Origin of the sequence: Sinorhizobium psoraleae, from assembly GCF_013283645.1 — a bacterium.
Classification (GTDB): Bacteria; Pseudomonadota; Alphaproteobacteria; order Rhizobiales; family Rhizobiaceae; genus Sinorhizobium; species Sinorhizobium psoraleae.
On the sequence record NZ_JABEKV010000002.1, the window covers coordinates 1242761 to 1267725 of the forward strand.

Below are 24965 nucleotides of genomic sequence, written 5' to 3' on the forward strand. Positions count from 1 at the left end.
CGCTGCTATATGCGGCCCATGAGCACAACATCTTCCAAGACGCCCCTATCGCACATCCGCAACTTCTCGATCGTGGCCCATATCGACCATGGCAAGTCGACGCTCGCCGACCGGCTGATCCAGTCGACCGGTGGCCTTGCCGAGCGCGAAATGTCCGAGCAGGTGCTGGACAGCATGGATATCGAGCGAGAGCGCGGCATCACCATCAAGGCCCAGACCGTGCGCCTGCACTACAAGGCCAATGACGGCGAGACCTATGTGCTGAACCTCATCGATACGCCCGGCCACGTCGACTTCGCCTATGAAGTCTCGCGCTCGCTTTCGGCGTGCGAGGGCTCACTGCTCGTCGTCGATGCCAGCCAGGGCGTGGAAGCGCAGACGCTCGCCAACGTCTATCAGGCGATCGACAACAACCATGAGCTCGTCACCGTGCTCAACAAGATCGACCTGCCGGCGGCCGAGCCCGAGCGGATCAAGGAGCAGATCGAGGAAGTGATCGGCATCGATGCGTCCGATGCCGTATTGATCTCGGCAAAGACCGGACTCGGCATTCCGGACGTACTCGAGGCGATCGTGCACAAGCTGCCGGCGCCGAAGAGCGAAGGCGGCGACACCGCTCCGTTGAAAGCGCTGCTCGTCGACAGCTGGTATGACGCCTACCTCGGGGTCATGGTTCTGGTGCGCGTCATCGACGGAACCCTGAAAAAGGGCATGACCATCCGCATGATGGGAACGGATGCGAAATACCAGGTGGAGCGCGTCGGCGTGCTGACGCCGAAGATGGTTGCGATGGATTCGCTCGGTCCCGGCGAGATCGGCTTTATCACCGCCTCGATCAAGGAAGTGGCCGATACCCGCGTCGGCGATACGATCACCGAGGACAAGCGGCCGACGGCCAAGGCACTGCCGGGTTTCAAGCCGGCCCAGCCCGTCGTCTTCTGCGGTCTGTTTCCCGTCGACGCCGCCGATTTCGAGGACCTGCGCTCCGCCATGGGCAAGCTGCGCCTTAACGACGCGTCTTTCTCGTTCGAAATGGAATCCTCCGCCGCGCTCGGCTTCGGCTTCCGCTGCGGCTTCCTCGGCCTTCTGCACCTTGAAATCATCCAGGAGCGGCTGGAGCGCGAATTCGATCTCGATCTGATCGCGACCGCGCCATCGGTCGTCTACAAGCTGTTCATGAACGATGGCTCAGAGCGTGAGCTTCACAACCCCGCCGACATGCCGGATGTCGTCAAGATCGCCGAAATCCACGAACCGTGGATTCGCGCGACGATCCTGACGCCCGATGATTATCTCGGCGGCATCCTCAAGCTCTGTCAGGATCGGCGCGGCATCCAAGTCGAGCTCACCTATGTCGGCAGCCGGGCAATGCTGACCTACGACCTGCCGCTCAACGAAGTTGTTTTCGATTTCTATGACCGGCTGAAGTCGATTTCCAAGGGCTACGCCTCCTTCGACTACCAGATCACCGATCACCGGGAAGGCAACCTCGTGAAGATGTCTATCCTCGTCAACGGCGAGCCGGTAGACGCGCTGTCGATGATGGTGCACCGCATGGCGGCGGAAAAGCGCGGCCGCGAAATGTGCGAGAAGCTGAAAGAGCTGATCCCGAAGCATATGTTCAAGATCCCGATCCAGGCCGCCATCGGCGGCAATGTGATCGCGCGCGAAACCATCTCGGCACTGCGCAAGGACGTGACCGCCAAGTGTTACGGCGGCGACGCTACCCGCAAACGAAAGCTTCTGGAAAAGCAGAAGGCCGGCAAGAAGCGCATGCGCCAGTTCGGCAAGGTGGAGATCCCGCAGGAAGCGTTTATCGCGGCCTTGAAGATGGGCGACGAGTGAGCGTTGATGCGAGGCATAATAGCGCCGGCAACAGCGCTCGCCTCTCAGAGACGCTCAAGCTTCCCCGAGCAAATAGCGCTTCGATATCCTGTCCATGGGCCGACCATCCTTCAGCGGGACTGCCTTGTCGACCTTGTAATCGACGAAGCCCATCTTGCCGTAGTAGGCCAATCCGCTGGTGTTGTCCGCACGAATCGTCGCGTTGATTGCCAGGAAGCCCGCGGCGTGCGCATGCGCCTTCGTGGCAGCAAAAAGCGCCGTTCCGGCGCCACGAACCTTCGCGTGAGGACGGGCGAAGGTTCCGATATCCACCCAACCATCCGGGAGGCCATCCCAGCGTTCCAATCCCTGAAAGGCGCAGGGCCGGCCATCGGCATCCTCGGCAACATAGCAACTGACGAAGCCCGGACTTGTCAGGAAATGCGCGGCAAAGCTTTCGTCGGTGAACGGCACTTCGTGGGCGGTGGTGCCGCCGATCCGTATGATCTCGTTCAGAAAAGCGCAAAGCGCCGGCACATCCCCGGCGCGCGCCGGACGAACCTGTATCACCACGTTATCGGCCATCGACAAAGCCCTCCTGTTCTTTTCTTCGGATCTCACCGCAGAACCCGCGCCGGATTCTCGACCACCGTCGCACCCGCTGGCACATCGCGCGTCACCACCGCGCCTGCTCCGACGATCGCGCCGTCACCGATCGTCACGCCGGCAAGGATGATGGCGCCGCCGCCGATCCAGACGTTTTCGCCGATCGTAACCGGGCGGGCGATTTCCAGCCCCTTACGGCGCAGCGCCGGATCCTTGTGGTGTTCGGCGCAATAGATCTGTACGCCCGGTCCCAGCATCGTGTCGCTGCCGATGACGACGGGAGCGGTGTCGAGGATGGTGCAGCCGGCGTTCAGGTAGACGCGGGCGCCGAGCGTTATATTCATGCCATAGGCGCAATGGAACGGCGCCTCGACGAAAGCGTCCTCAGCCACGCCGGCAAAGAGCGCTCTCAGGGCCGGGGCCATGCTGCCGCGCGCGTCCGGCAGCATGGAATTGTGCTGGTGAACTGCCTTGCGGGCGTGATTGCGCAACTGATCGAGTTCCGGGTCGACACAGCAGTACCATGCGCCCGCGGCCATCTTTTCGCGCTCGCTTTGCGTCACAGCCATTTCTGTCATCGATGTCCTATCCCTTCGCCTTGGCATGCGCCCGGTCCCGCCGCGCCAGGCTTTCCTTCGGCCACAGCGCCTGCATGTCGTAGTATTCGTCGAAAACCTGGGCGCCGTCCGGAAAGGGCACCCAGTCGAGTTTCGAGCGCGTATAGATGTGCACGTCCGGCGGAAAGTCGGATGGCCGGTCGAGTGTTGCGATACGGACGAAGGAGAGCCATTTGCGCCGGCCATAATCGCTCCAGAGCGCCGACTGGCAATCGGCGCAGCGATAGACGTCGTGCGGGCGGCCGCTCGAGGTCGGCAGCGTGACCATGACCGGCTCGCCTCGGAGGAGTTCGACGTTTTCCGCCTCCAGAATGCCGTTCAGCACGAAGGCGCTGCCCGTTTGCCGCTGGCAATCGCTGCAGTGACAGCAATGGACGAACATCGGCCGATCCCTCAGCCGATAGCGGATGCGTCCGCAAAAACAGCCGCCTTCGATCGCTTCGCTCATAGCCAAATCTCCTCCATCACGAAGCCACCTTGCTGCCCAGCGGCGGCCGAGGATCGGTCGATCACTTCGCCGGGCGCCAGACCGGCCCCGCCGCCTGTCAGCGAGCAACAATGAACACGGCCGACACCACCGTTCAAGAGGCGATCATCCGGCCTTGACTTAGCCGTCGAACTTTCCGACTCTCCGCCCATGCTGACGCTTGCGATCCATTTCCGCTGTTCCTTCCGGGTCTGCCCTATCGCAGGAACCTGACCCCGGCCCGGATGCGTGCGCTCTCCGGGGAAGGGGAGCCTTTCGCATCAAACGTTCTGCGGCCATTCCGCAGGCCTCAATGCGGCGAGCGCAAACATCTCACAGGAACAATCGCGATCATGGCGCCTCTACAGCGGCGCGCGTCTTATCAGACACGCAAAGGACGCTGTAGCACCTTCAATTGCTGCAGGTCTTTATCCCTGAATCGGCTCCGATTTAAGGAAACATGCGGTAGGCGACCATGCGCCCAAGCACGGATATCGTCATGGCGGACAAAGCAACCCGCAAGAAACTTCCACCGATCGTGATCAACGCCGAGGACCACGCGCGCCTTACCGCACTCGCCTCATCGGCTTTCGACCGCATCCCCGATGTCGCCGAAACCCTGCTTTCGGAGCTCGAACGGGCGCGCATCGCCACGCGTGATCTGCCGAAAGACAGCGTGCAGATGGGCTCGACCGTCACCTTCGATGCCGACAACGGCTTTGCCAAGGAGGTGACGTTGGTCTATCCCGGCGAGGCCGATATCGAAGCGGGCCGGATTTCCGTGTTGACGCCGATCGGCGCGGCGCTGATCGGTCTTTCCGTCGGGCAGTCGATCGATTGGGTCGATCGGGCGGGAAAGGTGCACCGCATGACGATCCGCGGCGTGGCGCCGTGAACCTTCGTCATGCAGGTTAATGCGCACCTGAATATACGCGCGGTGCTATAGGGGGCAGAGGGACGCGGCCGGCAAGCGGGCCGCGTCACGGTCTAAGAGATCAGAACTGCTTGCCGAACCTGGCATCGACCGATTGGCTGTTGGCGCCACGGACAGCAAAGAAGAATGTGATCGCGGCCCAGAGGATCGATTTCTCGGCACCGCCGAGCCCCTGGCCCTGCACGATGCCGTGGAAATAGACGGTGACCAGCAGCACGATCGTCGCCGCGAAGGCAGCGGGGCGGGTCAGCAGGCCGATGGCGATGAAGATGCCGCCGAAGAATTCGGTGGCGGCGAGCAGCGGCGACCAGAAGGCGCCGGGATAAAAGCCCAGCCCTTCCACCATGCCAACGGCACCGAAGGGATCGAGGATCTTGCCGTAACCGTGGGTGACGAGCAGAGCGCCCGCAAGCACGCGCAGCAGCGTTTCGGCGAAGGTGTCGAGCGGCAGGTAGATCTTTTCGAGTGCCGGCAGGATCGCGCGCGGGCGGGCTGTCGTAGCGGTGGTGTCGGTCATGATTTCCTCTGGACTCGTTGCACTGCAGCAATTCTCTTGCCGGCTGGCGTTCGCAATACAAGGTTCCATCGATAAAAACATGACTATTAAAGTTAACATGTATGTGAAGAGAGCGTGAAAGGCCGGTTGTTACCACCCCGAAGCACCGATATGGTTTGAGCGCATGCGCGAATAGGAAACCTGAGATGAGCGAAAAACCCCGCGTCACGATCCTCTATTGCACCCAGTGCAACTGGCTGCTGCGCGCCGGCTGGATGGCGCAGGAGCTGCTGTCGACCTTTGCTGATACGCTGGGCGAAGTCGCGCTTATCCCCGGTACCGGCGGCAATTTCGAGATCCGTGTCGATGGCGAGCTCGTCTGGGAGCGCAAGCGCGATGGCGGTTTCCCCGGGCCGAAGGAACTGAAGCAGCGAATCCGCGACGTGATCGAGCCGGAGCGCGATCTCGGCCACGTCGACAGGAGCTGAGCCTGGACTTCGGCATCATCTCCGGCGTCTTTGCGGCGGCCTTCCTCTCGGCGACGCTGCTCTTCGGTCTTTCGGAAGCGGCGATCGTCGCAGCGGCGCTTGCGGGCGAGACAAGCCGCACCGCCCTCTTCCTGGCAGCGACCGCGGGCAACGTGCTTGGCGCCACCGTCAACTTCGGCCTTGGCCGCTTTCTCATTCGTTTTGAGAACCGCCGCTGGGTTTCCGGTTTCGGCGACGGCGCGGAAAAGAGCCGAGGCGCTCTTCCGGCGCTACGGCCAGCCCGTCTTGCTTTTTTCCTGGCTGCCAGTCGTCGGCGATCCGTTGACGCTTGCCGCCGGCCTGCTAAGGACGCCGCTCACGCTGTTTCTGATCTTCGTGACGATCGGCAAGGCGGCGCGCTATGCCATCGTCCTGTGGCTGATGCCGTAAACGTCAGCTATGGGCGAAGATGTCCGTTTCTTCCCAGCCGAGCAGGTCGAGCTTGGCGCGTGTCGGCAGGAAGGTGAAACAGGCTTCGGCATGCTCCATGCGGCCATCGCGCAAGAGACGCGCCATCAGCTTGTCGCGCAGCGCATGGAGGTGAAGCACGTCGGAAGCGGCGTATTCGAGCTGTGCCGGCGAGAGGATGTCGGCTGCCCAGTCCGACGACTGCTGTTGCTTGGAAATATCGACGTCGAGCATTTCCTTCAGGTTGTCCTTGAGCCCGTGCCGATCGGTATAAGTGCGCGTCAGCCGTGAGGCGATCTTGGTGCAGAAGACCGGGGTCGTCGTGACGCCGAAGGTGTGGAAAAGCACGGCGATATCGAAGCGTCCGAAGTGGAAGATCTTCAGGCGCGTCGGGTCAGCGAGCATGGCAACAAGGTTCGGCGCCTGCTTCTGTCCGGCGGCGATGCGGATCACGTCAGCAGTGCCGTCGCCTGGTGAAAGCTGCACCACGCAAAGGCGGTCGCGGCGTGGGACAAGGCCCAGCGTTTCCGTGTCGATCGCGATAGCGCCCGTGTAGCGGGCGGCATCGGCCGCGGAAATATCGCCTTCGTGGAACCTTATTGTATTCGCCATCGAAAATCCCCAGATGAATTTAGCAAGTGAATTGGAACACAGTTGGCCTATAGCGCAAGTTTGCCAGAGGCAATACCGTACATTCTCCCGTGCGGCCCTGCCGATCCCCTTCCCGAGAAAGCCCCGAGAGCATGATTTCGCTTCGATCCGTCCTGGTGCCTGCCTCCACCGCCTTCCTCCTGAGCGTTTCGACGGGCGCTGCGCTCGCGACGCAACGCGCGCCGCAGTTGGCTCAAGCCTACTATGACCTTCCGGGCGTGCGGGCCGAGGATCCGCTGCGGGATCCGCCGAGGGTGGCTTGCGAGCAGGTCTTCGTCGACCGCTGGGCGCCATTCGAGTCCTCGCGCGGGCCGGGCTACGACACGGTCTACAAGTGCCGCGAGGGCGACGGCCCGGCTTTTCGGGGAAGTCGATTGCCGCCCTCACTCGAGCGGCAGAAGCGGGGTTTGGGCTATTAACCGGCTGTCCCACGCGATCTCCACGTAAGCAATTGCTTACGTTTCGGATCCAACCCGCGTCTCTCCCCTACGGCTGCCGCGCCAATTAACAAGTTCTATGCAAACGCCGTGCAATACTGCAAAGATTGGCGGCGAACTTACAGACGGGAAAACGCATGCGCGGCTCCGACGAGAACAGGCACCCCGCGATCTGGACGCACTCTCTCCGATCCCTGTTTGCCCTCGTGATGGTTGCGATGCTCATCGTGGTATCCGCCACGCTGGTCGGCCTTGATTACCGCCGGTCGCGCAATGCCGCGATCGAAGATGCCGAAGCCAGCATGCGCGCCTTCGTCAGTCGTCTCGTCGACCGGCTCGGGGTCCTTTCGGGTGACACATCGGCATTGGTCGGCCTTGTCGCATCGGTGGCCAATTCCTTCCTTGTGCCGCCGCCGGAACGGCAGAACGACAAGATCGCGATTCTGCGCGAAGGCATCATGCGGTCTCCGCATATCGACGGGATCTATGTTGGCTATCCCGATGGCAGGTTCTTCCAAGTCGTCGATCTGGCAATGCCCGCGTGGCGCATGGCGCTCGATGCGCCACGCGGCGCGATGCTTGCCGTGCGCTCGATGGAAAAAGACGGCGAAGGAAAGCCGGTCAACCGCCTCCTGTTCCTCGATGCAGCCGGCATACACTTTGCCGAGCGCCGAGCGACACCGACCGGCTTCGACCCGCAAACCCGCCCCTGGTATCAGGCCGCTGTCGACGGGAAAGCTCCCGTGTCGATCGGACCTTACGAAATGGCCACGACCGGCAAGCTGGGAATGACGATATCGCAAGCCCATCACGGAAACGGAAAAATCGTCATCGGCGCGGACGTCGTTCTTGACACGATCACCGACTTCCTCTCGCGCGAGCGGCTCACCGACGGTTCCGTTTCATTCATCCTCGACGCGGTCGGACGGCCGATCATCCACTCTGATCCCGCCATGATGCGGCGTATCATGGCGGCAAAACAGAAATATGACCCGGTCGCTGCGCCGCAACACGATTCCCTCGTCCAAAGCATCCGGCTCAACCCCCCTCCCCCGGGCAAGGCGAGCTTCGTCGACGTCGGCGATCGCACTTATCTTGTCATGGTGACGCCGCTGGCGTCGGCCTTGCTGCTTTCCGGGCATCGGGTCGTCGTCGCCGCCCCCCTTGACGAACTGATGGCGACCGCCAACTCCGTCCTGCTCCAGGGCCTCGCGGTCTCGGGTGCCGTCGTGGTGCTCGCCGTCCTCAGCGCACTCGTTCTCGCGCACCTGATTACGAAGTCCCTCCATCAGCTGACCGCCAGTGCCAACCGCCTGCAGGATCTGGACTTCACGACACCGATCGACGTGCCCTCGCGCGTCACGGAAATCTCGACGCTGAACGGCGCGATGAACAAGGCCCGCGACGCGATCTCCACTTTCGCGCTCTATGTGCCCAAGGAACTGGTGCGCCGGGGCGTCGAATCCGGGCAATTCAGCGGCCGCGCCGCCTGGCGCCAGGAGGTGACGGCGCTTTTCACCGATATCTACGATTTCACCACCATCAGCGAGCGCCATGCTCCAGAGGACGTGGTGGCAATGCTTTCGGAATATTTCGATATTTTCAGCGAGATGGTCGACGCTCACAGCGGCACGATCATCCAGTTCCTCGGCGACTCGGTCTTTGCCATGTGGAACGCACCGGTCGCCGACGAACGACATGCCGAACATGCCTGTCGCTGCGCCCTCGCCGTTGAGGAAAGGCTGCGGGCATTCAACGAAAAACAAAGAGCAAGGGGCCTACCAGAATTCCGCACGCGCTTCGGAATTCATACCGGGATGGCGGTTGTCGGCAGCGTCGGCGCGAAGGAGCGGCTGCAATATACGGCGATGGGCGACACGGTAAATGTCGCCTCCCGGCTTGAGGGCATGAACAAGGATTTCGCCACGGCGATCATGGCGAGCGGCGCGGTCGTTGCCCAATGCAAGGACGTCATCGCATTCCGCCCGCTCGGCGCAGCGCAGGCCAAGGGACGGGCCACGGCCCTCGACGTCTACGAGGTCCTGAGTGCGAGTCCCGTCGTCGAAGTGAAAAGGGTGGAAGCGCAAACCGGAACTGCAGCCTAGAGCGCCGTGCGTTCAGATGAACGCACAAAGGACGCTCTAGCACTTTGATTCTAGAGCATCTTATCCGCTTTCAGTGACTCTACCCGAAAGCGGGATGCTCTGGGCATCAGCGGCAAGTCCAACTCGCAGGCAACAAAAAAGCCCGGATAACCGGGCTCTTTTTGCGTTTCACGACCGCGAGAGGCAGTCTGAAATCGGAAATGGTGCCCAGAAGAGGACTCGAACCTCCACGCCTCGCGGCACAGGTACCTGAAACCTGCGCGTCTACCAATTCCGCCATCTGGGCGACGGACCGGCATGTAAAAGGCCGGGGGCGAAGTGTCAACAGGCATTTTGAAGTTTTCACGCCCGGACGCGAAAAAGCACCGGAGAGTGGCGCCGCCTCGTCGAGCCCCGCCTTCCGCGGTCCGGTCGGGTTAGTTCAACCCGTAAAGATAGGGCGAGAATTTCAGTGACATGAGTGCCAGTGAGGCGCATGCTTCCTCCGACGGCTGATCGGCGCGGAAATCCGGCGGCTCCGCACGCGTGCGCGCGATCCGACGTCACGGAATAAACCAAACAAGACAAACGTTTATGGAGCAGGGACAAACCGGAAAGCACGTCTTTCGGAAAGTGAGGAAAAAATGACGGGATTTCGGAATTTCGTTATGAGCTGCGCGCTGGCGGCCGCCTCCATGATCCCCCCTGTCGCGCCGGCCCAGGCCATGCCGCGTCCGGTGCTCGATATCGGGTCAGCCGCAGATGTCCAGACCGTCACCCATCGCGGCCGGGGCTATTATCCGCGCTGGCGGGGTGGCTATTACGGCGGCTGGCCGGGCTATCATCCCGGCTATCGCCGGGCCGGCATCAGCTTCTATTTCGGGCCGGGCCCCGGATACTATCCGCGGCGCTACTACTACGGGAACCGGTATTATTACGGGACCCGCTATTACGGTCCGGGCTATTACCCCGGTTACTACCCCTACCGATATAATCGCGGCTACTATCCATACCGATACCACGGCCCCGGTTATTACGGCCATCGGTATTACCGGCCTGGCTATTATGGGGGCTTCGCCCCGGGCTGGTAAGGCTCGCTCGAACGAGGCGCGGCCGCAGCTTTCGCCGGGCCTCCTTGGTTTTTGAAGCTACGAACGGGCAGACTGCCGCGTCGGGCATCGCAGAAGCGCGGGCCTATCGCCTTCCGGCGATCCGAGGCTGGCCGTGACCGCCTTCGGAAGGCCGTAGCTGCGCATCGCGGCACTGTCGCGCATGCCGCACATCCCGCGCTGTGCCGCTTCCTGAACACTGACATCATTAAGGCGCAGTTAACTTCGGCCGCCTATCGTTTCAGACCGGTACAATCAGATGGCGGATTGAAACGATGCTGCTTCCGACACAGCAGGCAAGCGCGACCGTCTCGACCACCCTCGTGGGTTCGATCATCGAGGACATCGAAAAGCGTCGCGCAGAGGAAGAGGAAAAGGCAAGAGCCACCAAGGAGGACAAGATCCTCAAGGCGCGGATCAAATCGGACGAGGCGCAGAAGGCTGCCAACGACAAGATCAACAACCACTTCTTCAATCGCGCCGTGGTCGACGTCACCGAGCTCAAGCTGGAACTGATCGGCAAGCTAGGCGAACTCCTCGACCTTGAGCGCGCGGATGGTCAATCCGCCTATGCCTATGGCCGCCAACTCGAAGAGGCGCTCTCCGGCCTGCAACCCGAGCAGGTCCGCATGGTCGAGAAGACGCTCGGCCTCGACGCGCTCGACCTCTCGCTTGCGGAAGTCCTGGCCGCGATCAAGAACCCCTATGGCACGGAAGACGACAAGCTTGAGGCCGCGCTGCAAACCAAGACGCAAGATGGAGGTCTCACCGCCATCGAAACGGCGAAGGTCCTGCAGCGGTTGGAGGATGCCGCCAATCCGAAATCGCTTGAGGAACTGAAACTTGAACGGACCGAAAGCGATCCGACGCGCGTCGAGGATGAGGAAACCCATGCCGAGCGCGAAAAGGCGATCCGCGCGCTGGAGGCGAAGGACAATCTCGACGACGTCAAGGAGCTTCACGAGGCTGTAAAGAAGCGGAACGAGGTTGCCGCCGACATCGACGCCGGGAAGACCCCGCCAGACGGGCAAGGCGTCGATGCGACCGAGATGCTGACGGTTCTCGCCGCTGGCGCCGAGGTCGCCGAAACCCAGGCGCGAAACGACGGTAGCGACCACCGGCAGGCCACGCTGGAGAGCCAAGGCAGCGAGCGCGACAATGCCGGCATCACGGAGGAAGAAGCGAGCCTCATGGCAGCACTCCACGAGGACGGCTCACAGCAAACCCAGCGGGCGACGGAGGCCCGGGATCTGTTCGTTCTTCACGTCGACGAGGACGGCATCTACGATTTCATCAGGCGCAAGTTGACTGGATCACAATGATGGTCGCATCGAGCCGATCGGCAATATGATTGCTTCTGACGCGCCTGGCCCGATCATCGCTTCCTGACGATCCCGACACGAGCCATGACCTCCTTCGGAATGCCGTAGCGGCGCACCGCATCTCGACTGTCGCGCAGGCCGCATATCTCGCGTTGGATCAGGAAAGCCCAGACGGCATCGGCCGCTTCGTCGAGAAGCCTCTGGCGGGCGGACGGCCCGTGCTTGCTGGCATCGTAGCCATTCAGCGCCGCAAGTGCCTTCTCCACCTTCAAGCCATGACGACCCAGCGCGTCCGCACGCTCCGCCATCAGCTCATATTCGAGCACGTTCACACCGCCTCTGACGGTATCGAATCGGCTCAGCGATTGCGGTGGGCGAAATGTCATTGGCAGCTCCGTGAAGGCTACTGCATGATTCCTTAAATCGGAATCGATTTAAGGACAAAACATGCGGCAATTCAAAGTGCTACAGCGACCTTAGCGCGTCCGGTCGGATGCGTGGCGCTGTAGGGGCAGCATGGACCGGCAATGGTCTTCACGCAAGTGGCCCGCGGCTCCCGGCTCGTCGGCACTATGGTTAAGATTTCATAAACTTCTTCAGCTTAGTCTTTGCGATCATGCCCCAATTATCCACGGCCAGCCGTGGCTGGCCCGGCCGACCGGCCGTTGCGCGCATGAGGCGCTCTCCGACAGCAATCATGAAAGTCCGCCAGCATCGGGGTGACTGCAGCGACCTTTGCGCATCCGAAGAGGTGCGAGGCGCCGCTTGAAAGATATGACATTGCTGCGGCGAAGTGGAAACCAGGATGCTGCCCATTCTCACGATCAGAAATGCGGCCGGCCCACGCGACGAAAGCACCGCGCAGGCCCGCCATGCGGCACTTCCGTCAGGTCAGCGCGCCGAGGCGATCCAGAAAATTCTCGATGCGCTCGGCCGTCATCTGTCCGGCAAGGAGGTTCTGTCCAGGGACGCGCTGGTGCGGCTGATGGAGGATCTCGCGCGCATCCTCAAATTTCCACCCTTGCCGCAGGAAAGCGGCCGCGATTTCGTCAAACGCCTGATCGGCTTTCTCGAATCCATGCCGATGCCGGAGCGGCTGCTCCTGGAGCGGCAACTCGGCGGGCGTAGCCTCGCGCACCGCATCGCCGTCCTGACCGCAGTGTCGAACCGGGGCCAAGCATCCGCATCGATAGCCGCGAGCGCAATGCCCTCTTCACCTCAGCCGCAGGACGCGACCGCCATCCGCAACCTGCCGGTGCAAACCGCCGTTCCGCCCCAGTTCGCGGCGATAAAGGCGTCCGCATCGAGCGACCTCGTATTGCTTCAATCGATCTTGAAGAAGACCTTCAGTGCCGACGAAGAAGGGGGGCCGGTCGCGGCGATGCTTCAAGGCGCAATGAACGAGATGCCTGAAGACGCGGCCGAGACAGGACGACCTTCGAAGGCTTCGGAGTCACGCGCGCGCCCACCCCAATTCTCAGCCGCTGCGAACAGGGAAGCGACGGCGGCGCTTGGGGGCGATCTCGCGCAGCGTGAACTCGCCGCGTTGGATACGGCACTCCCGCTGCCGCAGCCAGAAAGCGAGGGAGCAGACACCAGAGGTGGCGCTGCGGAGCCCCGGAGCTTGGCTGGCGGGCCGGTGAATCCCGAGCCCACTCCGTCCGATATGCCCCTCGCCACCCAACCGGACGACACCGAACAAGTGGGAAACAACACCGAGACGGGCTTGCTTGAGCAGGGGGCCGATGAAACTGGATACGATGACGGGCTCGAGGCGGACGGCACCTACGGCCGTCCCCTGCCCGACACGGAAGACGGCCGGCAGCAGACGCAGCCTCGGGCTTCACGCGGAGAACCAAGTGGCCAGTCCGCACGCTCCTTGGCCGACGCCATGAAGGTGATCATCCGCGACGGCATAGCCCTTCCGGAATTCGTCGACGAAGGTGGAAGGCCGGCGGCGGAACCGGAAAACGGTGACACTCGGCAGCAGACAGCCGCAGCGCCATCCAAGAGTGACCCGGAGGAACGTTCACGGGACGCCGGCATCCGCTCCCGTAACGGGACCGAAGCCCCAATCGCCGACCACGCCCCCACCGACGAGCCCGACAAGGAAGCGCAACGTTCGCCGATGCAAGCTCGGGGTCAAAACCCCGGCAATGATCCGGCCATGCAGCAGATGCTCTCCAGGCTCGTCGAAAGCGGACTTCCCCGGGAGGCGATACCCTTCGCCATGGTCCCGTATCCTCCTGCGAAGGTGGAGGTCGACGACGCAACGGACACGACCGACCGGCGCGAACAGGCCGGCGACGGCGAGAGCGACACCGGAGCGGACGCAGAGGATAGCGAGGATGATCGCGAAGCGCCGGCAAAAGGAAGCCTAGATGACGGAAAGGAAGACCCGGGAGACGAACCCGCCGCAATCGACGCCTACGGCCTCTACAGAAAGCTCGGCGATCTCGGCTAGCTCCCTTTCTTCGCCCGCTCAAAGAAAAAGCCCGCGGAGATCGCTCTCCGCGGGCTCGTTATTTCCAGTTCAGCAACGATTATTCGTTGGTCTGGCGGTTCTTCAGAGCGGCGCCCAGGATGTCGCCGAGCGAAGCGCCGGAGTCGGACGAACCGAACTGAGCGACGGCTTCCTTCTCTTCCGCGATTTCCAGAGCCTTGATCGACAGCTGGATCTTGCGGTCCTTCTTGGAGAAGTTGGTGACGCGGGCGTCAACAACCTGGCCAACCGAGAAGCGCTCCGGACGCTGTTCGTCACGGTCACGCGACAGATCCGCACGACGGATGAACGCAGTGATGTCTTCGTGGTTGACGAGCTTCACTTCGATGCCACCATCGTTGACTGCGATGACTTCGGCCGAAACGACGGCGTTCTTGCGCAGTTCGCCGGAAGCGGCAGCTTCACCGACCGCATCCTTGCCGAGCTGCTTGATGCCGAGCGAGATGCGCTCCTTCTCGACGTCCACATCGAGAACGACAGCACGGACGACATCGCCCTTGTTGAATTCTTCGATGACCTGCTCGCCCGGACGGTTCCAGTCGAGGTCGGAGAGGTGGACCATGCCGTCGACATCGCCATCGAGGCCGATGAACAGGCCGAATTCGGTCTTGTTCTTGACTTCACCTTCGACTTCGGTGCCAGCCGGGTGGCTGTGCGCGAATGCCTGCCACGGGTTCTCGAGCGTCTGCTTGAGGCCGAGGGAGATACGACGCTTGGTCGGATCGACTTCGAGAACGACAACGTCGACTTCCTGGCTGGTGGACAGGATCTTGCCGGGATGAACGTTCTTCTTGGTCCAGGACATTTCCGAGATGTGAATCAGGCCTTCGATGCCCGGCTCCAGCTCGACGAACGCACCGTAGTCGGTGATGTTCGTGACGGTACCGGAGATCTTCTTGCCGACCGGATACTTCGCGCCGATGCCATCCCACGGATCGGACTCGAGCTGCTTCATGCCGAGCGAGATGCGGTGGGTTTCCTGGTTGATGCGGATGATCTGAACCTTGACCTGCTGGCCGATGTTCAGGATTTCCGACGGATGGTTGACGCGACGCCATGCCATGTCGGTGACGTGCAGCAGGCCATCGATGCCGCCGAGATCGACGAATGCACCGTAGTCGGTGATGTTCTTGACGACACCCTCGACGACCTGGCCTTCCTCGAGGTTCTGAACGATTTCAGAACGCTGCTCGGCACGGGACTCTTCCAGAACCGTACGGCGCGAAACCACGATGTTGCCGCGGCGCTTGTCCATCTTGAGGATTTCGAAGGGCTGCGGGTTGTGCATCAGCGGGGTCACGTCGCGGATCGGACGGATATCGACCTGGCTGCGCGGCAGGAAGGCTACGGCGCCGTCGAGATCGACGGTGAAGCCGCCCTTGACCTGGTTGAAAATGATGCCTTCGACGCGTTCGCCGGCTTCGAACTTCACTTCCAGGCGCTGCCAGCTTTCTTCGCGGCGAGCCTTCTCGCGCGAAAGAACGGCTTCGCCGAGGGCGTTTTCGATACGCTCAACGTAGACTTCGACTTCGTCGCCGACCTTGAGCGAGCCGTCCTTGGCCTTGGCACCGAATTCCTTCAGCGGTACGCGGCCTTCGACCTTCAGACCGACGTCGACGATGGCGACGTCCTTTTCGATCGCGGTGATGATGCCCTTGGCAACATAACCTTCGGCGAGGTCCGTCTTGGCGAAGGACTCTTCGAGAAGCGCTGCGAAATCATCACGGGTGGGGTTGGTTGCAGACATAAAATCTCCTGATGCATCTCCTGAAGAGACGCACATGCGCCGGGGGTTAGCGTTAAACTGGCCTGAACCCAGTCCGCCCCATTTGAAGGAGCAATCCGGCGCGTGGACGGAATTTCAGGCTTTTCAAGAAGGCGATCCGGCAGGAGCCGATGATGGCTTTCTTCAAATCTTCTTTTGCAGGGCCGCGTCGATCAGCGTCTTCGCCCCCTGGAATGCCGCCTCTATACTCATTTCGGAAGTGTCAAGCAAGTGCGCATCCTCGGCAGGCCGCAAGGGGCTGTCGGCGCGGCCCATATCGCGCTCGTCGCGCTTTTTCACATCCTCGAAGATCGCGTCGTAATCGGCCGAGCCACCGCCGGCAACGATCTCGTCGTAACGCCGTTTCGCCCTGACCTCGGGCGAAGCCGTCACGTAGAGTTTCACGGCCGCGTCGGGGCAAACAACGGTACCTATGTCGCGTCCGTCGAGCACGGTTCCCGGCTCCCGCTGCGAAAAGGCGCGCTGCGCCTCGACCAGCGCGCGGCGAACAGCCGGCATGACGGCGATCTTCGACGCCGCCTCGCCGATCGCATGGGCGGAAAGCACCGACCGGTCGAGACCGGCGAGTTCGACATTGCGCGCCATCTTCTCGGCAACCGCCTCGTCATCAAGCGGCAGCCCGGCATCGAGGAGCGCCTTGGCGGTGGCGCGATAGGTGAGCCCGGTGTCGAGATGATGAAATCCATATTCCTCGGCGATCCGACGCGAGAGCGTTCCCTTGCCGGCCGCCGCGGGCCCGTCGATGGCGATGGTGATCATGATTGGTCCTGCGATCCTTTCTGCGGGCCTGTTAGATCAAAATCGCCGGAGAATCTACGCTTGCAGGCAGCTGTTCTATTTTTCGCGGCCGTTTCGCAGACGTCCGATGATCACCAAGGCAAGCCAAGCTATGGCAAACAGGCTGCAGCCCCACACCAGAGCGGGGACGATCGGGCCGACGGGAATAGGAAGGTCGGCCCAATAAATGGACTTACCATTAGCAAGGGAAACCAGAGTCCCGTTAGCAGCCCTAAAACTTAGGACGGCGATGCAGATCAGAATGAGGAGCATACGCCCGGATGTCTCGCCCAACCGCCGCCGGAGCACTGCATTAACAACCCCAATCAGTTGTGTGGCCTCCAGCGGTGGCTGGATATCGGTTCGGTTTGGCGCCCGCGGCACATTTGCCAATATTGCACTGCGCTGCCTCCGCAATCTTGCGACCAAAAGAATATTGAAACCCGCTATCGCCAATAGCGCCAACATTGCGGTTCCATTGCTCATGTCGCCGACCCACCGGTAACCATCGATAAGGACGGCGACGAGCAGGCTTACGAATAACGACGAGGCAACGTGGCCATTGCTTTTTCCGATAGCCGCAAACTGCACGCCGGTCAAAACGACGGGCTCAGTGGCGGCGCGAGGCCAGTAGTGAACCGATCCGTCGTCCAGCGTCTCCCAACTGCGGCCATTGCGAGGAGCCTTGAAGGGTTGAATTTCCTCTGCTGATCGCTTGGCACGGCGAAGCGTCGCCTCGATCTTGCGCTCGACTGACCTGAAGTAAAGATAAGAGAACACGGCTCCACCCAGGAATGCAACAAGGGGAACGGCAATCGAGACGTAACCGTGCCTCGCGAAAACGGCAAGCGATACGGCAGGAAGCAGCGTCAAAAACGACATCAGCGGGATCAGCAACCTGAATCGTAAGATCTGGCCGAGCGCGCGCTCGTCAATGACGAAGGTCGGGTCGGATGGTGCGCGCCGGTAAAGGATCGTGCCGTCTTCCTGCCTTTTCCAATTCAATCCGTGATCAAACATTCAAACTTCCCTTCAAACGCCGCCAGATCTCGCGCAGAAACAGGAGCAGCAACAGGACGATGCCGACCATCAGGAGCATCGGAAAGAGCGGGCCATCCGGCACATAGGGTGCAAGCAACTGGTCGATGTAGTGGGCAACGCGATAGCGACGATGCCTGTAAGCGCTGACCGGCCACTCACGGGACGGCAGGCCATCAAGCAGCCTTTCAACCCGTGCCACAGGCCGAACATGAGGAGAAGCAGAACCGCGATGACGAAGAGAATCTTCCAGCTGCTCGCGCTAATCCGCTCGGCCTCAGGGTTCGGCGAAACGAGGCTGTAGACAGTCTCTCGCTCGTTAAATGCTGCCACCACCGCCGCCCCGCGCCGGCTCAGCCGGCGGAGTTCCAGCAGGCCCGCAACGAATGGCAGTACCAGCGCCGCGGCAAGGCAGAGGGCTGAGACACCACCGATGTTGCTACCCACCAATGGCCGGCGATCGCCTTAAGTGCGATCAACCCCGGAAGCGCTCCCAGGGCGAGCGCGAAAAGCACCATCCAATATCGGTCGCTCTCCCGCCTGGACAGGCCCTCCAAGGGACTGCGGCGGAACCGCGGCGGCTCCCCTTCGATCGGCGGCTTCTTCCGGATGATGGGACGGAAATTACGCCTGCGCTTCATCTTTCCGCCGACGCCGCTCCTTCGTCACCGCATAGAGATTGAGGGCGCTGAAAAGAGCTACGGCGGCAAGCTGATCCGGTTTGGCCAACTCTTGTGGTAGCTGACTTGACAGGCCGAACGTCACCTTCGCGATCATCCAGAGAGAAGCAACGAAGACTACGCCCCAAAAGAGGCTGTGGCCAAGCAGCTTTGCGTTCGAGACGTTCCGATAGGGATTGAAACCTATCTTCCTGAACTCAAATTCCGCCTTCGCCGGCTTGGCGTCGCGCAAAAGAAGGCGGAGTCTTCGTTTCACAGCCAGATGCACGGCAAGATTGGCGGCAATCAGCACGCCCGTGGCGGCTGCAGAGACGCCGATGCTCACCTTTCCTTCAAACCAAAATACCCAAAGCGGCAAAAGCGGAACGAGCGACATCGCGAAGACATGCTCGAAGGTTCTCAGCTTTCTGGCTGCCACAACGGTCTTCTCGGAAACATTTAGGGTTGGGGAACGCGTGTGAGTTCGCCAAAAATATGTTCCATCCGGAAGCTTCCGCCAGTTTGGGCCCTGGTCAGTGAGCGAGGTCACGCGCGCGGATCCTTCAGCGATCCGAAGGCAGCTGAATCTAAGTCACGTAACAAGGCGTTTTCCCCCTTTGGATTCAAGGAATCCATAAGAGGGAAAGCTTAAGGTCGAGTACACGTATTTGGTGCAAATGTAACTTACTGCAGGGAAAACTTCGCGCCCAGCCCCGTCATCAGATCCATGAATTCCGGAAAGCTGGTTGCGATCATCGTCGCATCGTCGACCGTCACCGGATGTTCGGAAGCGAGCCCCATGACGAGGAAGCTCATGGCGATGCGGTGGTCGAGATGGGTCTTTACCTCACCGCCCGAAGCGTTGCCGAGGCCCCTGCCGCCGGGGCGGCCGCGCACGACCAGCGAGGCTTCGCCCTCGTCGCAATCGACGCCGTTGAGCTTCAGGCCGTCGGCAACGGCGGAAAGGCGGTCGGACTCCTTGACGCGCAGTTCATCAAGGCCGTTCATCACGGTCGCGCCTTCGGCGAAGGCGGCAGCAACTGCGAGCACCGGATATTCGTCGATCATCGACGGCGCGCGCTCTTCCGGCACGGTGACGCCCTTCAGCTCCGAATGACGCACGCGGAGATCGGCGACATCCTCGCCGCCGGCGAGGCGCGCATTCATGACTTCGATGTTGGCGCCCATTTCCTGCAGCGTCAGGATGAGGCCGGTGCGCGTCGGGTTCATCAAGACGTTCAGGATGGTGATGTCCGAGCCTGGCACGAGGAGGGCGGCCACCAGCGGGAAGGCGGTCGAGGACGGGTCACCGGGCACGTCGATCACCTGGCCCGTCAGCTTGCCGCGGCCTTCGAGGCGAATTGTGCGCACGCCGTCTACGTCGGTTTCGACGGTCAGATTGGCACCGAAACCCTTGAGCATCTTTTCCGTATGATCGCGCGTCATCACCGGCTCGATGACCGTGGTGATGCCGGGCGTATTGAGGCCGGCGAGCAGCACGGCGGATTTCACCTGGGCCGAGGCCATCGGCACGCGGTATGTGATCGGGTTCGGCGTCTTCGGCCCATGCAGCGTCACCGGCAGCCGGTCGCCTTCGGCCGATTTCACCTGGACGCCCATTTCCCGCAGCGGATTCAGCACGCGGCCCATCGGCCGCTTGGTGAGCGAGGCATCGCCGATGAAGGTCGAGCCGAAATCATAGACACCGACGAGGCCCATGGTCAGCCGGCAGCCGGTGCCGGCATTGCCGAAATCGAGCGGCGCCTCCGGGGCGAGCAGGGCGCCGTTGCCGACGCCGTCGATGATCCAGGTGTCACCCTCCTTGCGGATCTTCGCGCCCATCGCCTGCATGGCCTTGCCCGTGTTGATCACGTCTTCGCCCTCGAGCAGGCCGGTAATCCGCGTCTCGCCCGAAGCGAGACCGCCGAACATGAAGGAGCGGTGCGAAATCGACTTGTCGCCGGGAATGCGGACGGTGCCCTTGAGATCGGACGACTTGCGTGCGGTGGCGGGCTTCGGGCTCAAGCCATGCGACATGATGTTTTCCTCTGACAATCCGGCTTCGACGGCCCGCAAATCGCCCACCCGGAATGCAGGCGCGGACGAACCGTCATCTGGCGCGCTCCCTAACATAAAGAGTGAAAGGGGTCATCTCCCGGCGCGAAGAAAATGAGGGGCCGGCCGGCGACGGAAGTTTGCCTTTGACAGATGCTGTCAAGACGATTATGGGGACCGGCTAATCATCATAAGCTTGATACCCTTTCCACCCGCCGGCTGACCGGCAAGAGCCGGCTCGTCCGGCCATTCAAGAGGCTTTGACTGTGGCAAAACCGGAACTTGGAACAAAGCGCATCGACCCGGAAACGGGGCGCAAATTCTACGATCTGAACCGTGATCCGATCGTTTCCCCCTATACCGGCAAGTCCTATCCGCTGTCCTTCTTCGAGGAGAGCTCCGTCGCCAAGGTGCTCGAGAAGGAAGAAGAGGAAGACGTAACGGAAGTCGACGCAGAGAACACCGAAGTCGAACTCGTTTCGCTCGAGGATGCCGACGACGAGGCATCGGGCGGCGACGACCTGCCGGATCTTGGCGATGACGACGTCGAAATCGACGGCGACGACGACGACACGTTCCTCGAAGCCGACGACGAAGACGACGACGACGATATGAGCGACCTCATCGGCGTCTCCGACGAGGATGAAGACGTCTGATAGTTTCGGGGACGTAGGCGGAAGAACCACCGCACGCATTTCCGCACTAAGCGTTTAAAAACACGCACGAAAGCTGCCCCGCCCGCTGCAACACCTCGCGGTCGGGGCGTTTCCCGGAACGAGAAATAAAATCGCACCGGCTTTGAATTTTCGGCTTGCCATCCGCGAAAAGCAGAAGTAATAAGCCGCCACTCGCCGGGCACAAAGCCCGACGATTTCCCGGAACCGGCATTGCCGGACCCTGATGGGGCTATAGCTCAGCTGGGAGAGCGCTTGCATGGCATGCAAGAGGTCAGCGGTTCGATCCCGCTTAGCTCCACCAAAATTCCTATTACAGCTGAAACAATTAGGTTTCCGCGCAAGACGTTGCACGTCTTCATCGGGCAACAGGAGCTCCGGACACAATTTGCCGAACGGCTGCGTCGTCCATGACGAATGCCCAAATCCGTAGAGCCGCAGGGGCGGGCGTTGCGCGAGGAATCGTGTTCGGATCTTGTTCGGGTGAGCCGAGGCGATCAGGGCGAGCTACACCGCCATCATCATGATCTGATCGATCACCCGCTCACGACGAGGGGGAGCGGTCAGAGGCCTGCCGCCAGCACAATCCCCGGCAGGCCTCGCCCGGAGCCGGAAATCTCACGTTCTCGCTAGTCTTCGCCGTACTTTCGTGCAGTCAACATCTGTATCAGCGACAGCTCGCCGCGGATGCCCTGCTGATACAAACTGAACAGCATCTTCCCGATGTCTAATCCCTGCTCGCTTTCGGGCTCCACATCGTTGATGCCGCATGCATGTGAATGAACCCTCTGGAGCATCGCAATTTCTTCGTCACCAATGGCCAGTTCTGAAAAGCGCAGATCCATTTCCACCTTGACCCTCCAATCAAAGTAGCTTTGTTGATGATCTGCAAAAATTGGTAATCACCCGGCGCGATTCCAAGAGGGCGCTGTTTCAAATGACGAACCATGGAATCACGGGTCGCTTGTGCCGCGCATTTGCTGAATATTAACCAGGCGCCAGAACAGTTGCCTCATGTTTCTTGCCTCCAAGATCTTCTGGCTCCTTGCCCAGCCGCTTTCGCTCGCTTTCTTCAGCGTCCTCATCGGCTTTCTGCTGGCGCTGCGGGGCCGCAGGCGCATCGGCGGTTTCTTCGGCTCGCTTGGGCTGACAGTGCTGTTCACCAGCTTGTTCACGACTGCCGGGTCCTATTTCCTGCAGATCCTCGAGGACCGGTTTACCCGCCCCTCTCCGGAACCCGCAGAACTCTCCTGCATCATCGTGCTTGGCGGCGCCTTCGAGAACGTGGTTATTGCCGGGCGCGGCGGGATCGAACTCAACCAGGCAGCGGAGCGCTTCGTCGAGACCGTCCGGCTTGCCAAGGCCCATCCTGCCGCGCGCATCCTCGTTTCGGGCGGGGACGGCTCCTTGAGCGGCGGCTATGCGGGCGACGCCGAGATCTCGAGGACTTTCTTCGAGGCGTTTGACATCGCCCCCGGCCGCCTGATCCGTGAGGAGGAATCGCGGACCACCTTCGAGAATGCACGAAACACGAAGGATCTGCTGAACGCGAATGGGATGGAGCGTTGCGCGCTCGTCACCTCGGCCTACCACATGCCGCGCTCGATCGGCCTCTTTCGTTCGTTCGGCATCGACGTGATGCCCTGGCCGGCGGACTATCGAACGAGCGGCAACGTGCGGCTCGGTTTCGACTTCACCCAGCCCTCGCTCAATGCGCAACTGGCGACGACGGCGGCCAAGGAATGGACGGGACTGCTTGCCTACTATCTCCTCGGCCGGACGCAAACGATCCTGCCGCGATAACGCAGCGCCCGAGTAACGCTTGCTGCCCGCTGATTTGTTAGGAAGCTTGCGGTAAAAATCATGGTGCGCATCGATTCCGGATCGACGCGGCACAGAGCGGAGCATCCATGCCGATCCTCGAAATCCTCGACTATGCCGGTGTGGCCGTCTTCGCGGCGACCGGCGCGCTTTCGGCATCCCGCAAGCAGCTCGATATCATCGGCTATCTCTTCCTGGCGTCGGTCACGGGGATCGGCGGCGGCACGATGCGCGACGTGATCCTGGGTGCCACGCCCGTGTTCTGGGTGCTCAACCCGACCTATCTGCTCGTTTGCGCCTCGGTGGGCCTGATCCTGTTCTTCACGGCCCATCTTTTCGACTCGCGCTATCGCATGCTGGTGTGGCTCGATGCGATCGGTCTTTCCGCCTATTGCGTCATGGGGGCAGCGAAGGGCCTGGCGGCGACGGGTTCGCCGACCGTCGCCCTTGTCACCGGCATGCTGACGGCGACCTTCGGCGGCATTCTCCGCGACCTGCTGGCGGGCGAGCCGTCCGTGTTGCTGAGGCCGGAAGTCTATGTCACCGCCGCGCTCGTCGGCGCCGGCGCCTTCGTGTTCGCCACAATGATCGGCATGCCGCTCATCGCGACCTCGGCACTCGGCGTGCTCTCCGCCTTCGCGGTGCGCGGCGGCGCACTGAAATACGGCTGGACCTTGCCGACCGGCAGGGCAGGCCCGGGGCGCGACCCGAGCGACGTGATGTAGCAGGTAAAGGGTTAGCGGTCGGACTTGCGGCGCAGGCGGACCACGACGTCGACATGCGAGATCTCCATGCCTTCCGGAGGCTCCGGAAGATTGTCGATCTGGATGTTGCTCACCGGAATGTCGAGCACCTCATTCTGTCCTTCGACGAAGAAATGATGGTGATCGGAAACATTGGTGTCGAAGTAGGTCTTGGCGCTTTCGACCGCGAGCACGCGGATCATTCCCGCTTCGGTGAATTGGTGAAGCGTGTTGTAGACGGTCGCGAGTGAAACCGGAACGCCGGCCTCGACCGCCTCCTCGTGCAGTTCCTCGACGGTCAGATGACGGTCGCCCTTTGCGAAAATGAGGTCCGCAAGCGCGATACGCTGGCGCGTCGGGCGCAAACCCGAGTTGCGCAGCCTGTCCTGCGAACACATTTGTGGTGCTTTCGTCATGCGCAGCCGCTTTGGTATCCTGGCCAAATTCACAGATTATCTGTTTGCGATATAACTTCTGCTGGCGCCGCTTTCAATAGATTCCGAGCTTCCAGGGGCGCAAACGCCTGAAAATCGGCCCAAAGCGGGGGAAGGCTGGCATTTAACTCTGGTCGTGCCCACATTCATATTGTAAGCGACGGCGCAACGATATCGCCAATAAGGGCCGGATGAGAGAAAATGTGAGGCGGCATTCCGCCGGCATCCGTACTAACCTACTGCATGTTTCCTTAAATCGGAGCCGATTTAAGGATAAAAACATTCAGCAACTCAAAGTGCTACAGTGCCCTTTGCGCGTCTGACAAGACACGCGGCGCTGTAGGGGTCTCGCGGGAGCGCAATCTGCGACAGGCGGCATAGCCATTGGCGCAGGCCACGCTTCAATTTAATCCGAACTTGCACTAAAGCAGGTCGGAGAACATTCAGTCGATCGGGGAAACAACCATTCATGACGACCAGACAATCCAGCTTCAGCTATGAGGAAATCCTGACCTGCGGCCGAGGTGAAATGTTTGGCCCCGGCAATGCCCAGCTTCCGTTGCCGCCGATGCTGATGTTCAACCGCATCACCGATATCTCGGAAACCGGCGGCCCCCACGATAAGGGTTACGTCCGCGCCGAGTTCGACATCACGCCGGATCTCTGGTTCTTCCCCTGCCATTTCATGGGCGATCCCGTCATGCCCGGCTGCCTTGGTCTCGATGCCATGTGGCAGCTGACCGGCTTCTTCCTCGGCTGGCTCGGCGAGCCCGGCAAGGGCCGCGCGATCTCCACAGGCGAGGTAAAATTCACAGGCATGGTGACGCCGAAGAACAAGCTGGTCGAATACGGCATCGACTTCAAGCGCGTGATGCGGGGCCGCCTGGTGCTCGGCATTGCCGACGGCTGGATGAAGGCCGACGGCGAAGTGATCTACAAGGCCAGCGATCTCAGGGTCGGTCTTTTCCAGGAAAAGGCCGACTGAGCCGCAAAA

27 protein-coding genes, 2 tRNA genes and 1 pseudogene are annotated in these 24965 nt (G+C 61.4%); 15 read left to right on the plus strand and 15 right to left on the minus strand.

Annotation, left to right across the window (positions count from 1 at the left end; translation table 11 throughout):
• Positions 1-18 precede the first annotated feature (18 nt).
• Positions 19-1845, plus strand: coding sequence for a translation elongation factor 4 (gene lepA, locus ILFOPFJJ_RS14630; RefSeq protein ID WP_376741414.1), 1827 nt, complete (start codon positions 19-21; stop codon positions 1843-1845).
• 54 nt (positions 1846-1899) lie between these two features.
• Here lepA and ILFOPFJJ_RS14635 read toward each other — a convergent pair whose 3' ends face one another.
• From ILFOPFJJ_RS14635 to ILFOPFJJ_RS14645, 3 genes are read right to left on the minus strand one after another with little or no spacing between them, the layout of a single operon-like run.
• Entirely contained in the window at positions 1900-2409 is a 510-nt protein-coding gene (locus ILFOPFJJ_RS14635) for a GNAT family N-acetyltransferase (RefSeq protein WP_173511245.1), read from the minus strand.
• Positions 2410-2441: 32 nt separating this feature from the next.
• The gene (locus tag ILFOPFJJ_RS14640; protein ID WP_173511522.1) at positions 2442-2993 is read right to left on the minus strand and encodes a sugar O-acetyltransferase; all 552 of its coding nucleotides are present in this window, start codon (positions 2991-2993) and stop codon (positions 2442-2444) included.
• A 22-nt stretch (positions 2994-3015) separates the two neighbouring features.
• A complete protein-coding gene (locus tag ILFOPFJJ_RS14645; protein ID WP_173511246.1) occupies positions 3016-3495 on the minus strand; it encodes a GFA family protein in 480 nt (159 codons plus the stop codon).
• Between the two features lie 517 nt (positions 3496-4012).
• On the opposite strand from ILFOPFJJ_RS14645, the gene rnk reads away from it, so the two are divergent.
• On the plus strand, positions 4013-4408 hold the full coding sequence (gene rnk / locus ILFOPFJJ_RS14650) for a nucleoside diphosphate kinase regulator (protein ID WP_173511247.1): 396 nt from the start codon (positions 4013-4015) through the stop codon (positions 4406-4408).
• Between the two features lie 100 nt (positions 4409-4508).
• On the opposite strand, the gene ILFOPFJJ_RS14655 is transcribed toward rnk, so the two are convergent.
• On the minus strand, positions 4509-4964 hold the full coding sequence (locus ILFOPFJJ_RS14655) for a DoxX family protein (RefSeq protein ID WP_173511248.1): 456 nt from the start codon (positions 4962-4964) through the stop codon (positions 4509-4511).
• Between the two features lie 185 nt (positions 4965-5149).
• Here ILFOPFJJ_RS14655 and ILFOPFJJ_RS14660 point away from each other — a divergent pair, with 185 nt between their 5' ends.
• Both ILFOPFJJ_RS14660 and ILFOPFJJ_RS14665 read left to right on the plus strand, forming a co-directional pair.
• A complete protein-coding gene (locus ILFOPFJJ_RS14660) occupies positions 5150-5431 on the plus strand; it encodes an Rdx family protein (protein ID WP_026622927.1) in 282 nt (93 codons plus the stop codon).
• Between the two features lie 83 nt (positions 5432-5514).
• Positions 5515-5860, plus strand: a pseudogene (locus ILFOPFJJ_RS14665) (YqaA family protein).
• A gap of 3 nt (positions 5861-5863) precedes the next feature.
• Here ILFOPFJJ_RS14665 and ILFOPFJJ_RS14670 read toward each other — a convergent pair.
• Positions 5864-6490 (minus strand): ribonuclease D, encoded by a 627-nt coding sequence (locus ILFOPFJJ_RS14670; RefSeq protein WP_173511249.1) that lies wholly within the window; start codon positions 6488-6490, stop codon positions 5864-5866.
• Between the two features lie 131 nt (positions 6491-6621).
• On the opposite strand from ILFOPFJJ_RS14670, the gene ILFOPFJJ_RS14675 reads away from it, so the two are divergent.
• Both ILFOPFJJ_RS14675 and ILFOPFJJ_RS14680 read left to right on the plus strand, forming a co-directional pair.
• Positions 6622-6948, plus strand: a complete 327-nt coding sequence (locus tag ILFOPFJJ_RS14675; RefSeq protein ID WP_173511250.1) for a hypothetical protein — start codon at positions 6622-6624, stop codon at positions 6946-6948.
• Between the two features lie 155 nt (positions 6949-7103).
• Complete coding sequence (locus ILFOPFJJ_RS14680) at positions 7104-9071, plus strand: adenylate/guanylate cyclase domain-containing protein (protein ID WP_210267417.1); 1968 nt, start codon at positions 7104-7106, stop codon at positions 9069-9071.
• Positions 9072-9272: 201 nt separating this feature from the next.
• On the opposite strand, the gene ILFOPFJJ_RS14685 is transcribed toward ILFOPFJJ_RS14680, so the two are convergent.
• Positions 9273-9357: transfer RNA gene (locus ILFOPFJJ_RS14685), tRNA-Leu, on the minus strand.
• Positions 9358-9718: 361 nt separating this feature from the next.
• Here ILFOPFJJ_RS14685 and ILFOPFJJ_RS14690 point away from each other — a divergent pair.
• Together ILFOPFJJ_RS14690 and ILFOPFJJ_RS14695 are read left to right on the plus strand one after the other, a co-directional pair.
• A complete protein-coding gene (locus ILFOPFJJ_RS14690) occupies positions 9719-10141 on the plus strand; it encodes a BA14K family protein (protein WP_246299614.1) in 423 nt (140 codons plus the stop codon).
• Between the two features lie 293 nt (positions 10142-10434).
• Complete coding sequence (locus ILFOPFJJ_RS14695) at positions 10435-11481, plus strand: hypothetical protein (RefSeq protein WP_173511252.1); 1047 nt, start codon at positions 10435-10437, stop codon at positions 11479-11481.
• Between the two features lie 53 nt (positions 11482-11534).
• Here ILFOPFJJ_RS14695 and ILFOPFJJ_RS14700 read toward each other — a convergent pair whose 3' ends face one another.
• Positions 11535-11867 (minus strand): DUF6665 family protein, encoded by a 333-nt coding sequence (locus ILFOPFJJ_RS14700; protein WP_173511253.1) that lies wholly within the window; start codon positions 11865-11867, stop codon positions 11535-11537.
• A gap of 419 nt (positions 11868-12286) precedes the next feature.
• Between ILFOPFJJ_RS14700 and ILFOPFJJ_RS14705 the strand changes: the two genes are divergently transcribed.
• Positions 12287-13945, plus strand: coding sequence for a hypothetical protein (locus ILFOPFJJ_RS14705; RefSeq protein ID WP_173511254.1), 1659 nt, complete (start codon positions 12287-12289; stop codon positions 13943-13945).
• Between the two features lie 79 nt (positions 13946-14024).
• Here ILFOPFJJ_RS14705 and rpsA read toward each other — a convergent pair whose 3' ends face one another.
• From rpsA to ILFOPFJJ_RS14725, 4 genes are all read right to left on the minus strand, one after another.
• Complete coding sequence (rpsA, locus tag ILFOPFJJ_RS14710) at positions 14025-15731, minus strand: 30S ribosomal protein S1 (RefSeq protein ID WP_173511255.1); 1707 nt, start codon at positions 15729-15731, stop codon at positions 14025-14027.
• A gap of 162 nt (positions 15732-15893) precedes the next feature.
• Positions 15894-16532 carry a (d)CMP kinase gene (cmk, locus tag ILFOPFJJ_RS14715; RefSeq protein WP_173511524.1) on the minus strand — a complete coding sequence of 213 codons (639 nt, stop codon included), beginning with the start codon at positions 16530-16532 and terminating at the stop codon, positions 15894-15896.
• A 72-nt stretch (positions 16533-16604) separates the two neighbouring features.
• Complete coding sequence (locus tag ILFOPFJJ_RS14720; RefSeq protein ID WP_173511256.1) at positions 16605-17567, minus strand: hypothetical protein; 963 nt, start codon at positions 17565-17567, stop codon at positions 16605-16607.
• Positions 17560-17787 (minus strand): hypothetical protein, encoded by a 228-nt coding sequence (locus ILFOPFJJ_RS14725; RefSeq protein ID WP_173511257.1) that lies wholly within the window; start codon positions 17785-17787, stop codon positions 17560-17562. The genes ILFOPFJJ_RS14720 and ILFOPFJJ_RS14725 overlap by 8 nt, the downstream gene beginning before the upstream one ends.
• On the opposite strand from ILFOPFJJ_RS14725, the gene ILFOPFJJ_RS14730 reads away from it, so the two are divergent.
• Positions 17781-18008: a hypothetical protein gene (locus ILFOPFJJ_RS14730; protein WP_173511258.1), complete on the plus strand. Its 228-nt coding sequence runs from the start codon at positions 17781-17783 to the stop codon at positions 18006-18008. The two genes, ILFOPFJJ_RS14725 and ILFOPFJJ_RS14730, sit on opposite strands and share 7 nt — an antisense overlap.
• A gap of 201 nt (positions 18009-18209) precedes the next feature.
• On the opposite strand, the gene ILFOPFJJ_RS14735 is transcribed toward ILFOPFJJ_RS14730, so the two are convergent.
• Together ILFOPFJJ_RS14735 and aroA are read right to left on the minus strand one after the other, a co-directional pair.
• Entirely contained in the window at positions 18210-18794 is a 585-nt protein-coding gene (locus ILFOPFJJ_RS14735) for a hypothetical protein (RefSeq protein WP_173511259.1), read from the minus strand.
• Between the two features lie 134 nt (positions 18795-18928).
• Positions 18929-20281 carry a 3-phosphoshikimate 1-carboxyvinyltransferase gene (aroA, locus tag ILFOPFJJ_RS14740; protein WP_173511260.1) on the minus strand — a complete coding sequence of 451 codons (1353 nt, stop codon included), beginning with the start codon at positions 20279-20281 and terminating at the stop codon, positions 18929-18931.
• Positions 20282-20565: 284 nt separating this feature from the next.
• Here aroA and ILFOPFJJ_RS14745 point away from each other — a divergent pair, with 284 nt between their 5' ends.
• Together ILFOPFJJ_RS14745 and ILFOPFJJ_RS14750 are read left to right on the plus strand one after the other, a co-directional pair.
• A complete protein-coding gene (locus ILFOPFJJ_RS14745) occupies positions 20566-20955 on the plus strand; it encodes a TIGR02300 family protein (protein ID WP_026186625.1) in 390 nt (129 codons plus the stop codon).
• A gap of 246 nt (positions 20956-21201) precedes the next feature.
• Positions 21202-21277 (plus strand) — tRNA-Ala (locus ILFOPFJJ_RS14750).
• A 325-nt stretch (positions 21278-21602) separates the two neighbouring features.
• On the opposite strand, the gene ILFOPFJJ_RS14755 is transcribed toward ILFOPFJJ_RS14750, so the two are convergent.
• Positions 21603-21818 (minus strand): hypothetical protein, encoded by a 216-nt coding sequence (locus tag ILFOPFJJ_RS14755; RefSeq protein ID WP_173511525.1) that lies wholly within the window; start codon positions 21816-21818, stop codon positions 21603-21605.
• Between the two features lie 169 nt (positions 21819-21987).
• Here ILFOPFJJ_RS14755 and ILFOPFJJ_RS14760 point away from each other — a divergent pair, with 169 nt between their 5' ends.
• Both ILFOPFJJ_RS14760 and ILFOPFJJ_RS14765 read left to right on the plus strand, forming a co-directional pair.
• Positions 21988-22776: a YdcF family protein gene (locus tag ILFOPFJJ_RS14760; protein ID WP_173511261.1), complete on the plus strand. Its 789-nt coding sequence runs from the start codon at positions 21988-21990 to the stop codon at positions 22774-22776.
• A 107-nt stretch (positions 22777-22883) separates the two neighbouring features.
• On the plus strand, positions 22884-23519 hold the full coding sequence (locus tag ILFOPFJJ_RS14765; RefSeq protein WP_173511262.1) for a trimeric intracellular cation channel family protein: 636 nt from the start codon (positions 22884-22886) through the stop codon (positions 23517-23519).
• Positions 23520-23530: 11 nt separating this feature from the next.
• Here the strand turns inward: ILFOPFJJ_RS14765 and irrA are convergent, their stop codons facing one another.
• Complete coding sequence (gene irrA / locus ILFOPFJJ_RS14770) at positions 23531-23953, minus strand: iron response transcriptional regulator IrrA (RefSeq protein WP_173511263.1); 423 nt, start codon at positions 23951-23953, stop codon at positions 23531-23533.
• A 487-nt stretch (positions 23954-24440) separates the two neighbouring features.
• Between irrA and fabA the strand changes: the two genes are divergently transcribed.
• On the plus strand, positions 24441-24956 hold the full coding sequence (gene fabA, locus ILFOPFJJ_RS14775; protein WP_173511264.1) for a 3-hydroxyacyl-[acyl-carrier-protein] dehydratase FabA: 516 nt from the start codon (positions 24441-24443) through the stop codon (positions 24954-24956).
• Positions 24957-24965: the final 9 nt, after the last annotated feature.